The 18,760-nt window shown below is 52.9% G+C and carries 17 protein-coding genes; 10 read left to right on the top strand and 7 right to left on the bottom strand.

The window, feature by feature from the left end:
* Positions 1–102: 102 nt before the first annotated feature.
* From Q3A88_RS18920 to Q3A88_RS18910, 3 genes are all read left to right on the top strand, one after another.
* Positions 103–2,052 carry a methyl-accepting chemotaxis protein gene (locus tag Q3A88_RS18920; RefSeq protein ID WP_233990489.1) on the top strand — a complete coding sequence of 650 codons (1,950 nt, stop codon included), beginning with the start codon at positions 103–105 and terminating at the stop codon, positions 2,050–2,052.
* A 595-nt stretch (positions 2,053–2,647) separates the two neighbouring features.
* A complete protein-coding gene (locus Q3A88_RS18915) occupies positions 2,648–3,283 on the top strand; it encodes a carbonic anhydrase (RefSeq protein WP_317178434.1) in 636 nt (211 codons plus the stop codon).
* The gene (locus Q3A88_RS18910) at positions 3,280–4,749 is read left to right on the top strand and encodes a SulP family inorganic anion transporter (RefSeq protein WP_039279276.1); all 1,470 of its coding nucleotides are present in this window, start codon (positions 3,280–3,282) and stop codon (positions 4,747–4,749) included. The genes Q3A88_RS18915 and Q3A88_RS18910 overlap by 4 nt, the downstream gene beginning before the upstream one ends.
* A gap of 47 nt (positions 4,750–4,796) precedes the next feature.
* Here the strand turns inward: Q3A88_RS18910 and Q3A88_RS18905 are convergent, their stop codons facing one another.
* Positions 4,797–5,894 carry a DUF1615 domain-containing protein gene (locus tag Q3A88_RS18905; RefSeq protein WP_317178433.1) on the bottom strand — a complete coding sequence of 366 codons (1,098 nt, stop codon included), beginning with the start codon at positions 5,892–5,894 and terminating at the stop codon, positions 4,797–4,799.
* A gap of 152 nt (positions 5,895–6,046) precedes the next feature.
* On the opposite strand from Q3A88_RS18905, the gene Q3A88_RS18900 reads away from it, so the two are divergent.
* On the top strand, positions 6,047–6,826 hold the full coding sequence (locus tag Q3A88_RS18900; protein WP_317178432.1) for an HNH endonuclease signature motif containing protein: 780 nt from the start codon (positions 6,047–6,049) through the stop codon (positions 6,824–6,826).
* An 11-nt stretch (positions 6,827–6,837) separates the two neighbouring features.
* Here Q3A88_RS18900 and Q3A88_RS18895 read toward each other — a convergent pair whose 3' ends face one another.
* From Q3A88_RS18895 to Q3A88_RS18875, 5 genes are all read right to left on the bottom strand, one after another.
* On the bottom strand, positions 6,838–7,143 hold the full coding sequence (locus tag Q3A88_RS18895; protein ID WP_317178431.1) for a type II toxin-antitoxin system RelE/ParE family toxin: 306 nt from the start codon (positions 7,141–7,143) through the stop codon (positions 6,838–6,840).
* Positions 7,140–7,424 carry a damage-inducible protein J gene (locus Q3A88_RS18890; protein WP_039522416.1) on the bottom strand — a complete coding sequence of 95 codons (285 nt, stop codon included), beginning with the start codon at positions 7,422–7,424 and terminating at the stop codon, positions 7,140–7,142. Before Q3A88_RS18890 ends, Q3A88_RS18895 begins: the two co-directional genes overlap by 4 nt.
* A 79-nt stretch (positions 7,425–7,503) precedes the next feature.
* Entirely contained in the window at positions 7,504–8,847 is a 1,344-nt protein-coding gene (locus Q3A88_RS18885) for a HEAT repeat domain-containing protein (protein WP_317178430.1), read from the bottom strand.
* A gap of 38 nt (positions 8,848–8,885) precedes the next feature.
* A complete protein-coding gene (locus Q3A88_RS18880; RefSeq protein ID WP_317178429.1) occupies positions 8,886–9,677 on the bottom strand; it encodes a nucleotidyltransferase domain-containing protein in 792 nt (263 codons plus the stop codon).
* Between the two features lie 4 nt (positions 9,678–9,681).
* The gene (locus tag Q3A88_RS18875) at positions 9,682–10,917 is read right to left on the bottom strand and encodes an RtcB family protein (RefSeq protein ID WP_410522771.1); all 1,236 of its coding nucleotides are present in this window, start codon (positions 10,915–10,917) and stop codon (positions 9,682–9,684) included.
* 190 nt (positions 10,918–11,107) lie between these two features.
* Here Q3A88_RS18875 and rtcR point away from each other — a divergent pair, with 190 nt between their 5' ends.
* From rtcR to aspA, 6 genes are all read left to right on the top strand, one after another.
* Complete coding sequence (gene rtcR, locus Q3A88_RS18870) at positions 11,108–12,694, top strand: RNA repair transcriptional activator RtcR (RefSeq protein ID WP_317178428.1); 1,587 nt, start codon at positions 11,108–11,110, stop codon at positions 12,692–12,694.
* 162 nt (positions 12,695–12,856) lie between these two features.
* Positions 12,857–13,126: a hypothetical protein gene (locus tag Q3A88_RS18865; RefSeq protein WP_039462890.1), complete on the top strand. Its 270-nt coding sequence runs from the start codon at positions 12,857–12,859 to the stop codon at positions 13,124–13,126.
* Positions 13,127–13,139: 13 nt separating this feature from the next.
* Positions 13,140–13,484 carry a type II toxin-antitoxin system RelE/ParE family toxin gene (locus tag Q3A88_RS18860; protein WP_110162784.1) on the top strand — a complete coding sequence of 115 codons (345 nt, stop codon included), beginning with the start codon at positions 13,140–13,142 and terminating at the stop codon, positions 13,482–13,484.
* A gap of 481 nt (positions 13,485–13,965) precedes the next feature.
* Entirely contained in the window at positions 13,966–14,301 is a 336-nt protein-coding gene (locus Q3A88_RS18855; RefSeq protein ID WP_317178427.1) for a hypothetical protein, read from the top strand.
* Between the two features lie 297 nt (positions 14,302–14,598).
* Positions 14,599–15,594, top strand: a complete 996-nt coding sequence (locus Q3A88_RS18850) for a LysR family transcriptional regulator (RefSeq protein WP_014913980.1) — start codon at positions 14,599–14,601, stop codon at positions 15,592–15,594.
* A 235-nt stretch (positions 15,595–15,829) separates the two neighbouring features.
* Entirely contained in the window at positions 15,830–17,269 is a 1,440-nt protein-coding gene (gene aspA, locus Q3A88_RS18845; protein ID WP_014913979.1) for an aspartate ammonia-lyase, read from the top strand.
* Positions 17,270–17,443: 174 nt separating this feature from the next.
* On the opposite strand, the gene Q3A88_RS18840 is transcribed toward aspA, so the two are convergent.
* Positions 17,444–18,604 (bottom strand): lipase family protein, encoded by a 1,161-nt coding sequence (locus Q3A88_RS18840; RefSeq protein ID WP_317178426.1) that lies wholly within the window; start codon positions 18,602–18,604, stop codon positions 17,444–17,446.
* Positions 18,605–18,760 lie beyond the last annotated feature (156 nt).

Below are 18,760 nucleotides of genomic sequence, written 5' to 3'. Positions count from 1 at the left end.
TAAAACATTACATTATTAGGCCGAAACTAGAATAAACCCCTGTCTACTTTTGCAAACTGCACATGTCAGGAACGGACGACTTGCAGGCTATGGAGCACACCTATGAAATCCCTTCATCACATCTCGATCCGTAGTAAGTTCATTCTTGCCCTTCTCCCGCCCATCCTTGCCCTTCTCTGGTTCAGTTTTTCGGGTGTGGTGGAACGCCGCAGCACAGAAAATGAAATGATCCGTATGGAGAAGCTCATCACGCTGGCGCGCGATGCAGGCGAGTACGCTCACCAGTTACAGCGTGAGCGCGGCTTGAGCGCAGGCTATTTTGGCAGTCAGGGGAAAAATTTTGGCCCGGAGCTTACCACGCAGCGGCAAGCCACCGATCGGGCACAGCAGGTGCTTGAGCAAACCGCCGCAAACCTGAGCCGCGCCGAGCTTGGGGACGCCGTCAGCGAAGAGCTCGGGCGCGTCACGCAGAAAATGCAACAGCTCGTAGAGCATCGCCGCAGTGTCGATAGCATATCGATACCCGTTGCCCAAGCCATCGGCTACTATTCCGATTCCGTCAGCTATCTGCTGAATATCGTCGGGGACATGACTCATCTGGTCAGTGACGGCGGTATCGCCCAGCGGCTGGCGGCCTATTACAACCTGCTGAACGTCAAAGAACAGGCCGGGCTTGAACGCGCCGTGCTCTCCAACACGTTCTCTGCCAATAGCTTTGCTGCCGGAATGTTCGAACGTCTGAATCAGATGATTGGCCGAGGAGAGGCCTATACCACAGCCTATAATATGTTCGCCAATCCCGAGCTGCGCAGGGCTTTTGAGCAGGCTCTCAACAATCCTTCTGCACAAAGCGCACTTCAGATGCGTAATAAGGCCATCGCCTCTCCCGGCGGCAATTTTGGTATCGATGCGAGCCAGTGGTTTAACCAACAAACGGCAAAAATCGATGAGTTGAAAAAGGTTGAACAGCTCGCCACCAACGATCTGACGGCACAGGTGAATACCTTAGCCGCCAAGGCGCGCCAGTCCTGGATTAGCTATCTGGCCGGTGCGCTGGTTTCTCTGCTCATGGCACTCGGTCTGGCTTCCATGGTCATGCGCAGCATCAACGAGCAGCTTCAACAAACGCTGACGACCATTCGCGAGATGGGCGGGGATCTTACGCGCCGCCTGCGCGTGCCGGGAACCGACGAACTGTCGCAGTTGAATCAGGCGTACAACGCCTCACTGGAAAACATCGCCGATATGGTGGTGAGTATTAAGCGCAGCTCGCAGACGATCGGACAAGCCAGCAGCGAGATCGCCAACGGCAATCAGGATCTGGCGCAGCGTACCGAAGAGCAATCCGCTTCGCTGGTGCAAACCGCCAGCAGCATGGAAGAGATTACCGTTACGGTAAAACAAACCGCCGACTTTGCCGGACAGGCGCGTCAGTTGACCACCGAGGTGGACGATCAGGCTCATCGTGTCGGCACCATTACCGAATCGGCCAGCGGTGCGATGGAAAGAATTCAGGATGCCAGCCAGCGCGTGAACGCGGTGGTTTCCGCCATTGATGCGATTGCCTTTCAGACCAACCTGCTGGCGCTGAACGCGGCGGTTGAGGCCGCACGAGCGGGGCAGCATGGCCGCGGGTTCTCTGTCGTCGCGGCGGAAGTACGTCAGCTGTCGCAGCGAAGTGCCGACGAAGCGGGCAAAATCCGCGCGCTCATCGCCGACAGCATTGCCAGCGTCAGCGAAGGGACAAAGCTGGTGAACCAATCGAACCGGGGGATTAACGATATCGTCGCAGGTACCCGTAAAGTGCGCGATCTGGTGAATGAAATCGCGGTCGCCGCCGATGAGCAATCGCTGGGCATCGCGCAAATTAACGAAGCGCTCAGCCAGCTAGAGATGGTCACGCAGCAGAATGCGACGCTGGTTTCTCAGGCTTCCGTTGCCAGCCAGTTACTGGATGAACAGGCGATTAAAATGGAATCGCTGGTCAGCCGCTTCAAGGTTGACGACAACGCACCGCAGCAGCCTTTGCGGCAAGCGCTGTTATCAAGGTAGCGCATAGACCAACAGTAATGCTTTCTGTCCTTTTAGCCGGGCGATGTAGCCCGGCTCCATTTAATTATTTAGACGATATATCCCTCATCACGTCCCCCTCTATCTCTCCTTTATATTCCCTCTTTATCTCTTCTATTTATTTCCACACTTTATATTGGGTTAATAGAGATAAAATCCATTTTATATTTCCAAACATAATTATAATTGGTACCCTCGTCACTTTAATTAACTAATTAAAGTGGATGTCGATAACGCATTACTTTATATAAAAAGGCCTGACAATAAGGATGTAAATTGCAATATCAATGCAACATTAAATACCTAACCTCAAAGGAGGTTAAGTAAAATATCTTTTTCTTATCATAAGGAAATAAATCACAAAATATTGTTTTTAAAGGAATTAAATAATAATTCATTTATATAAATAAAAAATTAAAATATAAGAAAATTCTCAATAAGCGTCACGATTTAGAAAACACCAGAACTAAATTTAATTATGCACACCTTAATTAAGTGAAGGCTAATAATTAATGATTCCGTTTTCCTTCCCAACTGGGCGGGAATATTCCTGTGTTTTCTAAAGAGAGAGTTTACTTTGACGACATTAAAACCCCTATTAGCCAAAAACCGTAGTTGGGCTACGTTGCGTCGCCAACGCCATCCCCACTATTTCAGAAAGCACACGCAGGGCCAGACGCCCCACTCACTCTGGATCGGCTGTTCAGACAGTCGTGTTCCTGCCGAAGTGCTGACGGGTTCTGCTCCCGGCGAGCTTTTTGTTCACCGCAATATCGCGAATATGGTGGTGACAGACGACGATAATTTCATGAGCGTGCTGCAATATGCCCTCGAATACCTGCATGTTTCCCGCATCGTGCTCTGTGGCCACTATGGCTGTGGCGGTGTTCAGGCGGCAGTGAACCTACCCGACATGGGACTCGCTCAGGAGGATTCCGCCCTTTCTCGCCGCATCACGGATCTGCGTCAGGCACTTTCGCCGCATATTGCTGCCTCGCAAGATAGCGATGCCGATGAAAGCACGCGCCAGAATCAACTGGTGGAAGCCAACGTGCTGGCACAGTTCGACCACCTGATAGCCTGTGAACCGGTGCAAAAAGCCTGGCGCAATGGCGTCGATCTTGATGTTTTCGGCTGCGTCTACGACCTGCATAGCGGCCACCTAAAAGAACTCATCCACCGTCACGCCCAGAAACAGGAGGCATCCCCATGAATCTGAGCACACTCCGACATGATATCCCTGCGGGGCTCGTCGTCTTCCTTGTTGCCCTGCCGCTGAGCCTCGGTATCGCGCAGGCCAGTGGTCTTCCTCCTTTTGTCGGTCTGTTGACCGGCGTCGTCGGCGGTATCGTCGTCACCCTGTTCAGTCCATCTCGCTACGCCGTCAGCGGCCCTGCCGCCGGTCTGGTTACTATCGTCTCCGGCTCTATCGCCAGCCTGGGATCGTTTTCGGCATTGCTATTGGCGATCATGCTCGCAGGAGTGCTGCAATGCATTATGGGCCTACTGCGCGCCGGGCGTTTCATTACGCTCATCCCCGGCACCGTGATTAAAGGCATGCTGTCTGCTATCGGCATCCTGCTGATTCTTCAGCAAATCCCGCTCGCCTTCGGTTCGGATGGAGAGGACAGCCTGAAATCGCTCTTCGACGCCTCCGAACCGGGATTCTCCGCCAGCGCGCTGACCGTCTGCCTGGTCGGGCTGGCAATTCTTTGGCTCTGGACCACCAAGCCCGTGCAGAAAATCAGCGCATTTAGCTGGCTTCCCGGCCCACTGGTCGCTGTGCTCTTTGGCGGACTCTTTACCGTCTACGGTGAGCGCTTGTCCTCCGAAATGGTCGATAACCTACCGCGTATTGTCCTGCCGGAATTTGGCAGTCTGGAACAGTTGATGGGGGAGATGACGCGTCCTGACTGGCAGGCATGGAAGAACCCGGCGGTTTATGTCGTCGCGGTAACGCTGGCGCTGGTGGCTAGCCTGGAAACCTTGTTAAGTCAGGAAGCGCTGAAGAAAATTCGTCCACAGCACCCTGCGCCTTCGCCGGATAAAGAGATGCGTGCGCAAGGTATCGGGAACCTGCTCAGTGGTTTTCTGGGCGGATTGCCGATTACTGCCGTGATCGTACGCAGCTCCGTCAACGTCAATGCCGGCGCGCGTACCAAATTTTCCATCCTGCTACACGGTGTGCTGCTACTGCTTTGCGGCCTGTTTATGACCGACTTGCTCAACGTCATTCCGCTTGCCAGCCTGGCAGCCGTGCTGCTGTATACTGGCTATAAGCTGGCTTCTCCGCAACAGTTCCTGCTGCTGTGGCGTCAGGGTTTACAACAGTTCGTGCCTTTCGCCGCGACTGTTGTCGGGATCATTGTGTTTGGGATGCTGGCAGGCATCGGGATTGGCATCGTGACCCAGTTGGCCTTCAGCATTTACAAAAGCCACCGCAACGCGATGCAGCTCACACGCTACGGCGACCATTTTGTCCTGAGCTTTCAGCAGAACCTGACGTTTGTACACAACCCGCGTCTGCAAGGCTTGCTCAACAAGATCCCCGCCAACAGCGTCGTGATTGTGGAACACGACAACGCCGACTATATCGACCCCGATGTCCGCACAATGTTGGAAGATTTCCGCGAGAATGCGCAAGAACGCGGCATCAAACTCAGCCAGTGGCCGGTTTGACGCACGACTCACCATAATAACGGCAACGCCCTCGGTGGGGCGTTTGCCTATTTAGCTCTTACCAAACACCGCTGGCGACGATCATCGACCCGTTGTGCAAACCACGCCGTGGTGAGCTTGCGCGTGATTTTCGGGCTTTCCAGCATGATTCCCGGCAGGATGGCGCGCGGCGCCTTCGTACCCGATTTATCCGCCAGAGCAAAGACGCGCTCATACAGGCTGGTGTCTTCAAAATCGAGGCTATTACCCTTCTCCAGCGCGCGACGAATTGCACTGTCACTCATGTCCAACCGCTTCCCCAACGCGCGAACCGCCAGCTCCGTAGCACTGGCTTTATCCGAACCGTAGTTGATTAAGTCACCGTCCAGCGCCAGCTTGATCCCCGTCAGACGGCTAACAGCACGCTGGAACGCTGCATTTCGGCTGGCATACCATCCCGCGTTAAAATCCGCGAATCGGTATAGCGACTGCGGATAATTCGCCGGATAACCCAGCAGGTGTTTGATGCCAAAGTACATCCCACCACGACGGCTAAACACCTCCTGACGAATCGTGCCGTCCACGGTATACGGGTAGCCCTTCGCGTTAGCTTCCGCAAACGCGATGCTCACCTGCATCGGCCCACCGGTATGCACCGGATTCAGCCGACCGAACAGCGTCTGCCCCATCGGCACCATGTCGATGAAATCATCAAAGATCGCGCTGAGCTCTTTTTCGGTACGCACTTTATCAAGCCGCTCGCTGTAGCTTTTTCCGTTCGGGGATTTGATGAGCAGTGCGGTACGCACCAGAAACGCCGGTACATGAACTTTCTCAGCTCGGCGGTCAATCTCTTGCCAGGCAATTTTCGACAAATTCGGCACCTGCGGATCGGCATTAAACGTCGATTCCTGCTCGGTTACAGCCAGTACCGAACACAGATTTTCATTGCTGGGATCGAGTCCCTGCGTGGTGAACGCCGTGGCGATATCGGTCGCCCAGCCCTGACGATCTTTCACGTTGTCCGGCAGCAGCTTGAGTAGCTGAGCACGGACATCCGCAGGCCGCGATTCCGGTGTCGTCGCAGTCTTGCTGGCACAGCCGGCCAGCACCAGCAGAGCCAGCGCACACAGGGGACGAAACAAGGGAATAGAAGAACGGGACATAGTCTCTCGCATCATGATGGGAAGGCTGTCAGAACGTTAGCGCAGCCCGCACCAATTATCCAGCCGAAGGCAAGCACATGCATTTTACCAACTGACCTGGCATAGTTAGCGTTATCACTAACCGAATGCGCTAACGAACGGACGACACACGCATGGCTGCCACCAACCATTGGACGCGAGATCAGCTCCTGATCGCCTTCACCCTGTACAGTCAGCTACCGTTTGGCAGGCTACATTCGCGTAATCCCGATATCATTTACTATGCTGGGTTGATTAACCGTACGCCTTCCGCACTGGCGATGAAGCTAGTTAATCTGGCTAGCCTCGATCCGTTTATTATCGATTCCGGTCGTACTGGCTTGCGTGGTGCCTCCAACGCTGACCGCGCGCTGTGGCAGGAGATGGGCAGCAATCCTGAACTATTTGAACAGCAGTGCCAACAGGCGATGGTATCGCTCGAAGCCGGAGCGGCGGCAGCGACAACAACACCGTTCCATGCCAACGACAGCGAAATCCCTGATTATCACGGCGGAGAACGCCTTACACAGGTAAAAACGCGCATTGGCCAGCAGCTATTCCGCAAACGCGTACTCAGCAACTACGGCGAACGCTGCTGCGTGACAGGATTGGAAGAGCCCGCGCTACTGGTCGCCAGCCATATTCAACCGTGGAAAACAGCGGCAGAATATCGCCTCGATCCCAGCAACGGTCTCTGCCTGTCCAACCTGCACGACAAAGCCTTTGATATGGGACTCATCAGCTTCAATGATTCGCTGGAAATGCTGCTTTCTCCACGCATCAAAAAGCTGAAAAGCGCTATCAGCGACGTCAATTTCGCCCAGTACGAAGGCAAACAAATCCACGTGCCAGACACCTACCCGCCCAACCTGTCACAGATGGCATTCCATCGTGAGCATATTTTTTTGGGGTAGGGGTAAAGAGGTTATCGGTAAGATGCCGATAGCTTGCGGGAGGTATGTAATATACGCAGGATATGCACTTCATTTATCTTTCGCTTGAGTGCATAAATAATAATGAAGGGGAATCGCGTCAGGACCAATTTCCGCCGTTCCCCCGATTTTCCGATATCAAGACCGGCTTCTGGCGTGGCTTCGAGCAACGATACCGATGAGATAAACTTGTCATCCGCCGCATTCGCAACATCCAACCCAGCCTCTTTATACAGATAGCGGTATATTCCTTCGCGATCTGCCAGTGCCTGCTTCTCCCACCGGACCTTAAATATCACAGCTCACCCCGCGCCGCCCGCGCTTTCAATGCATCCATTCTCTGACTGACGTCTTCATTACTGACGAACTCACCTTCACCCGCATCATAACGAGAAAACGCATCCTGAATCTGCGCTTCCAGCCATTCATCACCCGCGTTGCGCTGATACTGACGCTCTTCTTCAGCCAATTCCTCTGCTCGTTGCCGCATCAACTCCGTCAGGCTCACTTGATGACGATCCGCAGCCTGCATCGCCAGTTGCTTGGTTTCTTCATCGATTCTGAAATGGATGGTACTCATTTCCGCCTCCGTGGTGTCAATTGTGTTGTCACTCTACGCGATCCTCTCCACTTTTTCCTGTTCTTTTTTCATACGAAAATCAACTATACAAAAACAGGGCGATATAGGGGCTGTCGCGCGAGATGACGCGTGGGTTTTCATCAAGCAGCGTCCGCAGACGCGCCTGCTGTCGGGTATTTGGTAACATGCCCGAACGGTTGAACCGCTGTACCCAGTACGCCACGCCAGCCTGCGTGAATGCAGTATTCTGTGACTTAGCATTATCCAGCAGGAACACCAGCCAATCCCATTTGTTCAGCTTATGCGCTAGAAAGTAGTACGCCTCAACGTGTTCTCTGGAAGACGCGCGGTCCAGACAACATTGAAGTTCAGACAGCGACAGATAAATTTTCTGCTGGTAAAACAGCTTCCGTGCCACCTTCGTAATAGCAATCGAAGGATTGCGCAGAGAATCCAGCAGTCGCTCACGTGCATCGTCACCCGTACGCAGAATAAGAATGCGCAACGCACTGTAGTAAAGGCTGGGATAACATTCGTCCAGATTGCGCTCCGCCAGCGCCACAATGCCGTAATAGCGATGCTCATCCAGCCCCCATAGCGTGATTTTGCGCACGGTAACGGTACTCGCCCGATCCAGTGCGGCAAGATAATGCGCAACCGGATCGTCGTTTCGTTCGCGCAGTAACGCTGAGGCTCGCTGACGCACCAATGCATTCTTATCAAACAGTAAGGCAATCAGTTGAGACTCAGACACGGGGAACGCATTGTCTATCACATACTGCAACGCCACCTGCTTGATGGGGGCGAACGAGTCTTTCAACAGAATGGTCAACACGTCGCGATCGACGTCCTTGTCCGCACTTAGCAGATACCGCGCCGCGTTCGCTCTGACTAACGGATCGTGATGCAACATTGCCTGCTCAAAGATCTGCTTCAACGGGAACCGCTCACGCTCAGCCAGAATATCCAATGATAGTCGGGCAACAGTTTTGTCTTCCGAACACAACCCCGCGAATAGCGACGGCACGTGCGCTTCCTCAGACAGAAAACCCACGATTTCATCCACCAGCGGCTGATGATCTTCCCGCTGACACTGCAACAACCAGAAAATTGCAGGCAAGTTGGCGACAAAAGACGCGGTGTTATCAGACGTTAACAGCAGCCGCACGCTCTGCTTAGCCGCACGGCGCACCGGTTCAGCCCAATCGTTTACTCGTTCAATCAGCGCTGGCAATGCCGAGACCTCGTTCATGAAGCCCAGACACAGCACCGCACGCTGCCGAATATGCCCGTTATAGTGGCGCGTGAGCGTTATCAGGTGTGACGCTGAACCCAGTGCATCAGCCTGCGCGGGCCGATAATAGTTATCTGGTGAGGCCACCAACTTTTCTAACTGGTGCAGTAGTAAATCGTACGATGCCATATTCCTTACCTTCTCTTTTTTCGCTTCCATATCAATGCTTACGCCATCACCGTCCGGTACAACAGCGCATCCAGCATCGTGTCGTCAACAGACTGACTGTCTGGTAAAACAGCAGGGTTATCAGCATCGTTCAGCATTTTCGTGATGAACGCGTGGATCACCTCCCGCCGCGGGCCGTATTCCGCCTCACCCGAACGCTGTTTGATCTCCAGCAACTGATGGATTTCAGCCAGCAGATATGGGTCGTCTACCGTTCCCGCAAGCAACTGCGAAAAACGCATGGGCGGCATACCTTTGCCTGCCTCTATCCAGCGTACCGCCAGCAGCGGACGCAGGACGTAAAAATACTTTTTGAGGCGCACCGTTTCATCTTGCAGATAGCCGCGAAAGTTTTTGCGCGCCATCGACAGATAGTGCCAGCGCGCCTTGGACGGGGAGAACCACGTCGGCACCGCTGCCCGTAGAGCGGACGCCGTTTCCCGATCCTCCTGATAGACAACGGGTGAATCCAGCCATTCGATCAGCGTCGGGTTAGCCCGCTTGAGCAGGCCAAGCGCTTTACGCCATTCCCAACCGCAAACATCCAGTTCATCGTCAATGGGCAGCTCTATCACATCGCGCTGCGGCTCAACGCGCAGATACCACTCTGGCCGATGCACGTAGAGAAAGCGCACATCGTAGTCGCTATCTGGGGAGGAGAATCCCCAGCCACGGCTCCCCGACTCGCAGGCATAAAGCACCTTCACCTGATAACGTTCTTCCACATCCTGTAAGACTAATTTCACCCGCGTCCGCATAGTCGCATCGACGCGATAATCGTGTTCCATCATGATCTTATCCTTTCACACACACCACTTGGCGCAGCGTGTGCACAATTTCCACCAGCGATGACTGTGCCGCCATCACCTTATCGATATCTTTGTACGCCATCGGGATTTCATCGATAACGTCGCTGTCTTTTCTGCACTCGACGTGTGCGGTCGCGCGAATCTGGTCTTCTACGGTGAAGCGTTTTTTCGCGGCGGTACGGCTCATGGTTCTTCCCGCGCCGTGGCTACAGGAACAGAAGCTCTCTTCGTTCCCCAATCCGCGCACGATAAAGCTCTTCGCGCCCATCGACCCCGGAATGATCCCCATCTGGCCTTTCTGCGCCGACACCGCCCCTTTACGAGTGATCAGCACCGATTCACCAAAGTGCGTTTCGCGCTGCACATAGTTATGGTGGCAGTTCACGCCTTCCTGCTGGGTGGTAAACGGCTTCGTCACAATTCGAGACAGCGCCGCCAGCGTATGCGACATCATCACTTCACGGTTATGACGAGCAAAATCCTGCGCCCATTCCACCGCTTCAATGTAATCGTCAAAGTGCAGGCTACCTTCCTCGAAATACGCCAGATTACGGTCCGGCAGATTCGCAATGTGCTGCTGCATATCTTCCTGCGCCAGCTTGATGAACAGCGACCCAATCGCGTTCCCCACACCACGTGACCCGCTGTGCAACATCACCCACACGCTATCCACTTCATCCAGACAGATTTCAATAAAGTGGTTACCCGTTCCTAACGTCCCCAGATGCTGATAGTTGTTGGTTTTCAGCAACTGCGGGTATTTATCCGTCAAACGTTTAAAACGCGGTTCCAGCAGTGACCAGTGCGCATCCACCGTCTGCGGCGGGTTCTGCCAGGAACCGACATCACGTTTGGAACGCGTTACGCTACGTCCGTGCGGCACCGCTTGTTCAATCGCGCTACGTAGCCCCAGCAGATTATCCGGCAAGTCGCTGGCAACCAGTGACGTACGCACCGCAATCATCCCACAGCCGATATCCACGCCGACCGCCGCCGGGATAATCGCGCCACGCGTAGGGATCACGCTACCAATCGTCGATCCTTTTCCCAGATGTACATCCGGCATCACCGCCAGATGTTTAAAAATGAACGGCATTTTGGCCGTATTCAGCAGTTGATCACGGGCTTCTGGTTCCACAGGCACGCCCTGCGTCCACATTTTTACCGGTGCGCTATTCACGGGCGACATCATGTCGTAATCCTGCGTTTTCATTTCTTCCATTTTCATTCTCTTTGTTTGTCATTATTCGCTATAGGTATTGCCAAAGGCGTGCCAATTTTCTAAAAACAACAAAATAAAAATATAACCAATTGATAATTAATAGTTAAAAAACAAATTATGCAAACTAGCAACGAAGCAAAAGAACCGGTAAATTTATTCTATAGGATAATAATTTATATGAAGGTATAAAATGAAGCGTCGCGTCGTCATTGGTGTGCTGGGCACCACGTTGGACAAACGAGGTAAACGGGAGAATCGCTGGACAAAATGGCGGCCTACCGTCGGCCTCTGCCAGCAGCCCGATTTTCCAGTCGACCGTCTGGAACTGCTGCACCAGTCACGCAACGAGGGAATGGCACAACAGGTGGCAGAGGATATCGCCGTGGTGTCACCCGCCACGCGGGTCACGCTTCAGGCCGTTGAGCTCCGCGATCCGTGGAATCTGGAAGAGGTCTACAGCGCTTTTCTGGACTTTGCGAGCCGCTACCCGTTCGATACTGAGAACGAAGAGTATTTCGTTCACATCACCACCGGCACTCACGTCGTGCAGATTTGCTGGTTCCTGCTGACCGAAGCCCGCTACCTGCCCGCCAAGCTGCTGCAAACCGCGCCGGGGGAGAAAGCGGATCGCCCGGCACCGCAAGGCATCTATGCCGTTATCGATCTGGATCTTAGCCGCTACGCGACCCTCACCAGCCGTTTCCAACACGAGCAGGAGCGTTCCGTCTCATTCCTGAAATCGGGCATCGAGACGCGCAACAGTACGTTCAACGCGCTGATCGACCAGATTGAACGTGTCGCGCTGCGTTCTACCGCGCCGATGCTCCTGACCGGCCCGACCGGTGCGGGGAAATCCTTTCTGGCCCAACGCATCTATCAGTTACGTCAATCTCGCCATCTGGTCAGCGGTCAGTTTGTTGCGGTTAACTGTGCCACGCTGCGCGGCGACAATGCGATGTCGACATTATTCGGCCATGTGAAAGGCGCATTTACCGGCGCATTACAAGCAAGAACGGGGCTCTTACGTGAAGCGGGCGGCGGGATGCTGTTTCTGGATGAGATCGCCGAACTCGGGCTAGATGAACAAGCTATGCTGCTCAAGGCGATTGAAGAAAAACGCTTTTTACCGTTTGGTTCGGATAAAGAAGTCAGCAGCAATTTCCAACTGATTGCTGGCACGCACCGCAACCTGCGTGAGTGGATCGCACAGGGCAAATTTCGTGAAGATCTCTACGCCCGTATTAACATGTGGACCTTCCCCCTGCCGGGCTTGGCGGAACGTCGAGAAGATATCGAACCGAACATTGAATTCGAACTCCAGCGCTTCGCACGCGATCACCAAACGCAGATCCGCTTCGATAAAGACGCACGGCAGCGCTATCTCACGTTTGCCTGCTCATCGCAGGCCGCGTGGCGCGGCAACTTCCGCGAACTCGGCTCCTCCATCGCCCGCATGGCGACGCTGGCGGAACAAGGACGCATCACCGTGGCACTGGTAGAGGAAGAAATCACGCGCCTGCGGGCCAATTGGCAAAGCGATACCCCGACAACCGCGCTATCCGAGCTACCGCCCGAACTCGCCAACATCGACCTCTTCGAACAGCGCCAGCTTGAAACCGTGCTCGACGTCTGTCGCACCGCCAATTCGCTCTCCGAAGCCGGCCGACGCCTGTTCGCCGTCTCACGCCAGCAAAAACAAAAGCCTAACGACGCCGATCGGCTGCGTAAATATCTGGCACGTTTTGGGCTGAACTGGGAGGGGTTGAAGCGGGTATAAATTCATCATAAATTTATACCTTCCGTGTAGGCTACGATATCATTACTCTGTTATTCTCAAGGCAACAGCAAAATGAAAATTACTCGCTATCGTCACATAGCAGAAGTCTACCGCTTATAGCCATATTCAACATAAGCAATTGTTTTAATTAAGGCAGATGATATGAAAACCACAATGTCTCAGAAGTCGGCCCGTGAAGGCCTTGGCAACCCTGAACTATTTCAGGGGGGCGTTTATGTAACGAAAAATGGTTCCGCAGAACTCTTTGTGCAAACAGCGGCAGAACGGGAAGCAGAACTGCTTGAAAGAGAAAGAGAAAGGCAATCTAACGCACTCTTGAAACTAGTGATGACTGCCAAAAAAGAAATTAAAAACGGTCAGGGAATGTCCGCCGAGGAAGCCCTACAGAAATTACGTGAAGCGCGAACGTAAATAAGGAGCCAATTTGGCCAGTTCGTACACCATTAAAGTCGCCCCCACGGCTGTCTGGTCTTTGCAGGATGCTGAGTCTTATAAATCTCACTATATCGGTATTGAACAAGCCGCCACATGGTCTGAATCGTTGTTCTTATCATCCATACAGGCCATTTCTCAAGATCCTATCCGCTACAGGCATAATGCAATATTATCCGATAATGGCATCGCGCTCCGTGAGCGTCTCTCAGTAGAAGATGACTTTCGCTGTTTGTATGATGTTGATGAAGAAAGCAGAATCATAGAGATCCTGCTTTTCGTCAGCATGAAACAGGACCTTGAGAAAATGCTTTATCGATATCATGTGTTGAGCTGATGGGTTCCATAAGATACCGCTCGATAAACAGAACGCTTTTCCGCCCCACAGGCAGCATAGTCTCCCCATTTTAGGGGAAACACAGGGGGAGGTTCACGCAGGGAGGCCTCACCCCTGTGGTCGCCCCGTGTATCGCGGTTTGCCAGCGGAGGCTTTCAAGCCTGTTTCTGCGACCTTCATTCCAAAACACGCTGTAATTCCACTGTAAATCCATCCACCCTATTTCACGTTTTTCATCGTTGGAATAGAGTCTCTGTGCTGCGGCAACATCCGCAGCCGGGCTTGGAACCCCGACTATCTAGAACTGAAAACGCTTTGTTTTTTCAGGGGCTACGTGCACACTCTAATCCGTGGCTCAGGCAGGGCAACCGCAAGGTTGGCCGGTCGCTAGATCCGGTGTTCCAACCCTGTCTGGGTCACACCTTTAGTTTGGAACCTGAAGGCGTGATGAAATAATTATCTAGCAATGGAAGATTCAAACATGACGGACACTCACGCCACACCTGCTGACAGCACCATTACCATTTTCCGCGACCTGATCGCCAACCTGCCTTTCGCGCAGTTAGATGATGTTCAGCTCTGCGACCTCGGCGCAATTGCCGCCGAATCGGTCGAAGGCCTGTGCCACGGCCTGCATTACCTCGGCGACACACTACAAAACGACGTGGAACTGCCGCAAGAAAGCCTCAGCCAGCTCGGTGCCTGCCTCAACGCCACCGCGCACCTGATTCCAGCACTGCTGGAAATGTGTGAACAGGCTGAACGCCACGTCCGAACAGTAACGCCAGTGAGCGACGCGCCTCTTACAACACAGTAAAACAAGATGTTATGCCATTTAGGGTTATGCTTTTTTACCCTACTACGGCCCTCCCCTGCACAAGGGGAGGAAATAGCTGAAACACCCTGACAGGCAGTGCTCAAGCCCTCTTCATGCTTCATCTTCAGATCCGCTAAAGCTAGAAATAAGAAAAAATTAATCAGTGATGCAACCTGTATTTTTTCTGAAGTTAGCCGACTATTCTGACATCAGTTAGCGAGGTCGTAGTCAGCGAGATGAGATAGACTAACGCTTCATATTTCGACGACATTCACCTTGCAGCGTAGGCAAACTCACATGGTTAAACGCACAGTGTCCGCCAATAAATCGATCGATATGTACGCCGTCTATGTTTTTGTGACGATGGCGGAAGCAGGAAGCATGACGGCAGCCGCCACGCGGCTAGGCCTGACGCCTTCTGCCATTTCGCAAACGATCCGGTTATTGGAAGAAGATTTCGGCGTCAAATTGGTAAACCGGGCCCGTCGCCCCTTTGTCCTGACGCCTTACGGCATTGCGTTGAAAAACCGGGGAGAAATCCTGACGGAGGAGATTGCGAACCTGAAGGCGCAGGTGCTGGAAGCAGGAAAAGGGATTAAACCCGACTTGCGTATCGGCCTGGTGGATTCGTTTGCTATCACCTGCGGTTCGGTGTTTACCAAGAGTTTGATGAAGAGTTCATCGCAGTTGCTGATTCGTACCGGGCTCAGCCCGCAGCAGGGTGAAGCGTTAATGCGACGCGAGCTGGATTTGATCGTCACCAGTGACCCACTGATCGACAGCGATAGCGTGGTGCGTCATCAGCTGTTTTCCGAAGGCTATTTCATTATCACGCCGCCGGATTACCGCAAACGCATCAAAACGGTTGAGGACATCCGTGAGCTTTCCGCCGCACTACCGCTGGTGCGCTTTAACCGGAACTCGCAGATTGGGATGCAGATTGAGCGTTACCTGCGACGCATCGATGTCCGCGTACCGAACATGCTCGAATTTGATAACGCAGATACCTTAACGTCGATGGTGGCGGCAGGTATCGGTTGGGCGGTAACCACTCCGCTCAGTTTCCTGCAATCCGTTGCACACTCCCGTGAGGTGCTAACGCATATGCCGGAACAGCTGAATATCAAGCGCTCGCTGTATATTGTCGGGCACCGTGATGAATACAGCGCGTTCTTTGAAGAAGCGTGTGATGTCACACATGACATTATTAAAACCGTATTTATTCCAAAATTGAAAACGCTGAACCGCGGAATAGAAAAGCTGGTTGAGATCAATCCGGATAATACCGAATAACCTATTAACGATTGGGAGACAGAAAATGGAGGAACATATCCACCACTAGCCATTTAACGATGCTAATTCAATGTTCGTCTCCCCGAGAACGCTTTTTAGTCATGATTTTATACAAATCGTGATGGGTTCGTGTTACCTGAAAATCAAAAAACAGGAAAGACAAACCCTAAAAAATCATAGTCTTAATATTGAAAACGATGCTATGTACATCGAACAAGAAAAAGGAAGAAGAATCATGTCAACGAATATCCGTATTGAAGAAGACCTGTTAGGTACCCGTGAAGTCCCTGCCGATGCCTATTATGGTATCCATACGCTGCGTGCGATTGAGAACTTTTATATCAGCAATAGCACCATCAGCGATATTCCAGAATTTGTCCGTGCCATGGTGATGGTAAAAAAAGCGGCCGCGCTGGCGAATAAAGAACTGCAAACCATCCCACGTAAAATTGCCGATACCATTCTGCAAGCCTGTGACGAAGTGTTGAATAACGGTAAGTGTCTGGACCAATTCCCTGTCGATGTCTATCAGGGCGGTGCGGGTACGTCAGTCAACATGAACACCAACGAAGTGCTGGCGAATATCGGTCTGGAACTGATGGGTCACCAGAAAGGTGAATACCAATACCTGAACCCGAACGACCACCTGAACAAATGCCAGTCCACCAACGATGCCTACCCAACCGGCTTCCGTATCGCGGTGTACACCTCTATTCTGAAACTGGTCGAAGCGATTACCCAGTTGAGCGATGGCTTTGAGCGCAAAGCAAAAGAGTTCGAAAACATCCTGAAAATGGGCCGCACCCAGTTGCAGGACGCCGTGCCGATGACCCTCGGTCAGGAATTCCACGCGTTCAACGTGCTGCTGAAAGAAGAAAACCGTAACCTGCTGCGCACCGCCGAGCTGCTGCTGGAAGTGAACCTGGGCGCAACCGCCATCGGTACGCGCCTGAACACGCCGGATGAGTACCAGAAGCTGGCTGTTCAACATCTGGCAAAAGTCAGCGGCCTGCCTTGCGTACCGGCTGAAGACCTGATCGAAGCGACCTCCGACTGTGGCGCTTACGTGATGATGCACAGCGCCCTGAAACGCGTCGCAGTTAAAATGTCGAAGATCTGTAACGACCTGCGCCTGCTGTCTTCCGGTCCGCGCACTGGCCTGAACGAAATCAACCTGCCGGAACTGCAGGCAGGCTCCTCCATCATGCCAGCCAAAGTTAACCCAGTGGTACCAGAAGTGGTCAATCAGGTCTGCTTCAAAGTCATCGGCAACGATACCTGCGTCACCATGGCGGCAGAAGCGGGTCAGTTGCAGTTGAACGTGATGGAACCGGTTATCGGCCAAGCGATGTTCGAATCCATCCAGATTCTGTCCAGCGCCTGCTACAACCTGCTGGAAAAATGCGTTGACGGCATCACCGCCAACAAAGAAGTGTGTGAAGCTTACGTCTTCAACTCTATCGGTATCGTGACCTACCTGAACCCGTTCATCGGCCACCACAACGGCGATATCGTCGGGAAAATCTGTGCCGAAACGGGTAAGAGCGTGCGTGAAGTGGTGCTGGAACGCGGCCTGCTGACCGAAGAACAGCTGGACGACATTTTCTCCATCCAGAACCTGATGCACCCGGCCTACAAAGCCAAACGCTACACCGACGAAAACGAAGCCGTTTAATTTTCGTTCTCCGTCGCGCTAGCCCGAAGGAAACTTCGGGCTTTTTCTTGCGCATTATTTGCAGTACGCCAGTATTGATTGTCTGCTTGCATATTTGCGATCAGATATGCCAAGGCTTATTGCCCCTCCGATCCTAACCGGCGGTCGCAGCACGGCGTTGGCATAAGATGTCGCTTAGTGTTTTTTCGCGTCAGCGTGCAAATTTCTCAGTACGAAAGGAACCGGGTCACGCAGTGAAACATTCATGGTTCCTGTGTGATCTAGCCCCTTATATTCATGCATCTCAACCGACGTTCCTGCTTTAGCCACGTCACGCGCGAATACGCGCTGCATAATGGTGGGCACATCAATATCCTGCGTGCCAGTTCCAATGAATACCGGATGGGCGATTTTTAGGGTGCTATAGCGCAAACTTGGCGTCTGACTTTCCAGTAATCCCTGTGTTGCAGGCTTCAGGCTATTGCCCGCATTCAGGCCATCGTCCATCACTTTTTTCGTTAACTCGTCGATGCACATTTCACGCGCGGCGGACACATCAGCAGCGGCTTTCGGCGTAAAATAACCATCAACATTCAGCCCTTTTGTCGTATCGGCAGCGGACAGATAGATGTACATCGCATAGGGAATCTTAGGATCGCCGCCCTCTTTCACCCCTGCATCCCCGGCAAAAATTGCCGCGGCAGAGGTCTTATCGTCAAAATAAGGTACGCCGGTCAGCACCGTTGAGACAATATGCAGATCCGGCGCATAGTCAGGCTGGTAGCCCGCGCTCGCAAAGGCCGCATGTGCCCCTTGCGACTGCCCCACAAGGGTCAACTGATTGCGTAGCGGGAATGCACTAAGCGCGGCTTTCACGCTGTCCAACACGCTCCACGCTTCTCCACGTGCATTGAGGTAGTGATGCAAACCGGCAGACCCGAGCCCCGCATAGTCTGGTGCCACGATGGCAAACCCCAGCGATAGCCACGTATTCAGATACTGCCCATCACGCCCTGAATGCGGATTAAGAGAAGGGGCACAGGTTGTTTGTACGCCCACCGTCCCATGTGTCCATACCACGACAGGCCAGCCCCCTTTTGGCGTTTCGCCTTTCGGGATGAAAACGGCAGCGGTATCTTCCCGTGGGCTTTTTCCATCCACGCCACTCAACGAACGGTATCGAATCAGATACTGTTCTGCCGCCTCCTGTAAGCCATTTTTCGCATCCAGCGTCGTTTTTTCTACTAACGAGCCAGGAGACGTTGTTTCTGCCGAGGAAAGCAGAGGGATCATACCAACGGATATAATGAGAAATAACGTCAGGAGTTTTCGCAGCATCTGAGGAAAATAGAACATGACATCTCTCCAGGGTGATTGAATTCATATTCCCCTAAATAGCTTCGCCAAATAGTAGATCACTCGAAGGGAACTCAGTCCGAGTTATGCGATCTGATCAATCGCCAAACCAAACAAATCACCAACCGGACTGAGCGATGCCGATCATAGCAGCAA

Origin of the sequence: Pectobacterium sp. HCp5_1, assembly GCF_032905925.1 — a bacterium.
In the GTDB taxonomy this organism is placed as follows: Bacteria; Pseudomonadota; Gammaproteobacteria; order Enterobacterales; family Enterobacteriaceae; genus Pectobacterium; species Pectobacterium brasiliense_A.
This window is presented reverse-complemented; position numbering and strand designations above follow the sequence as displayed.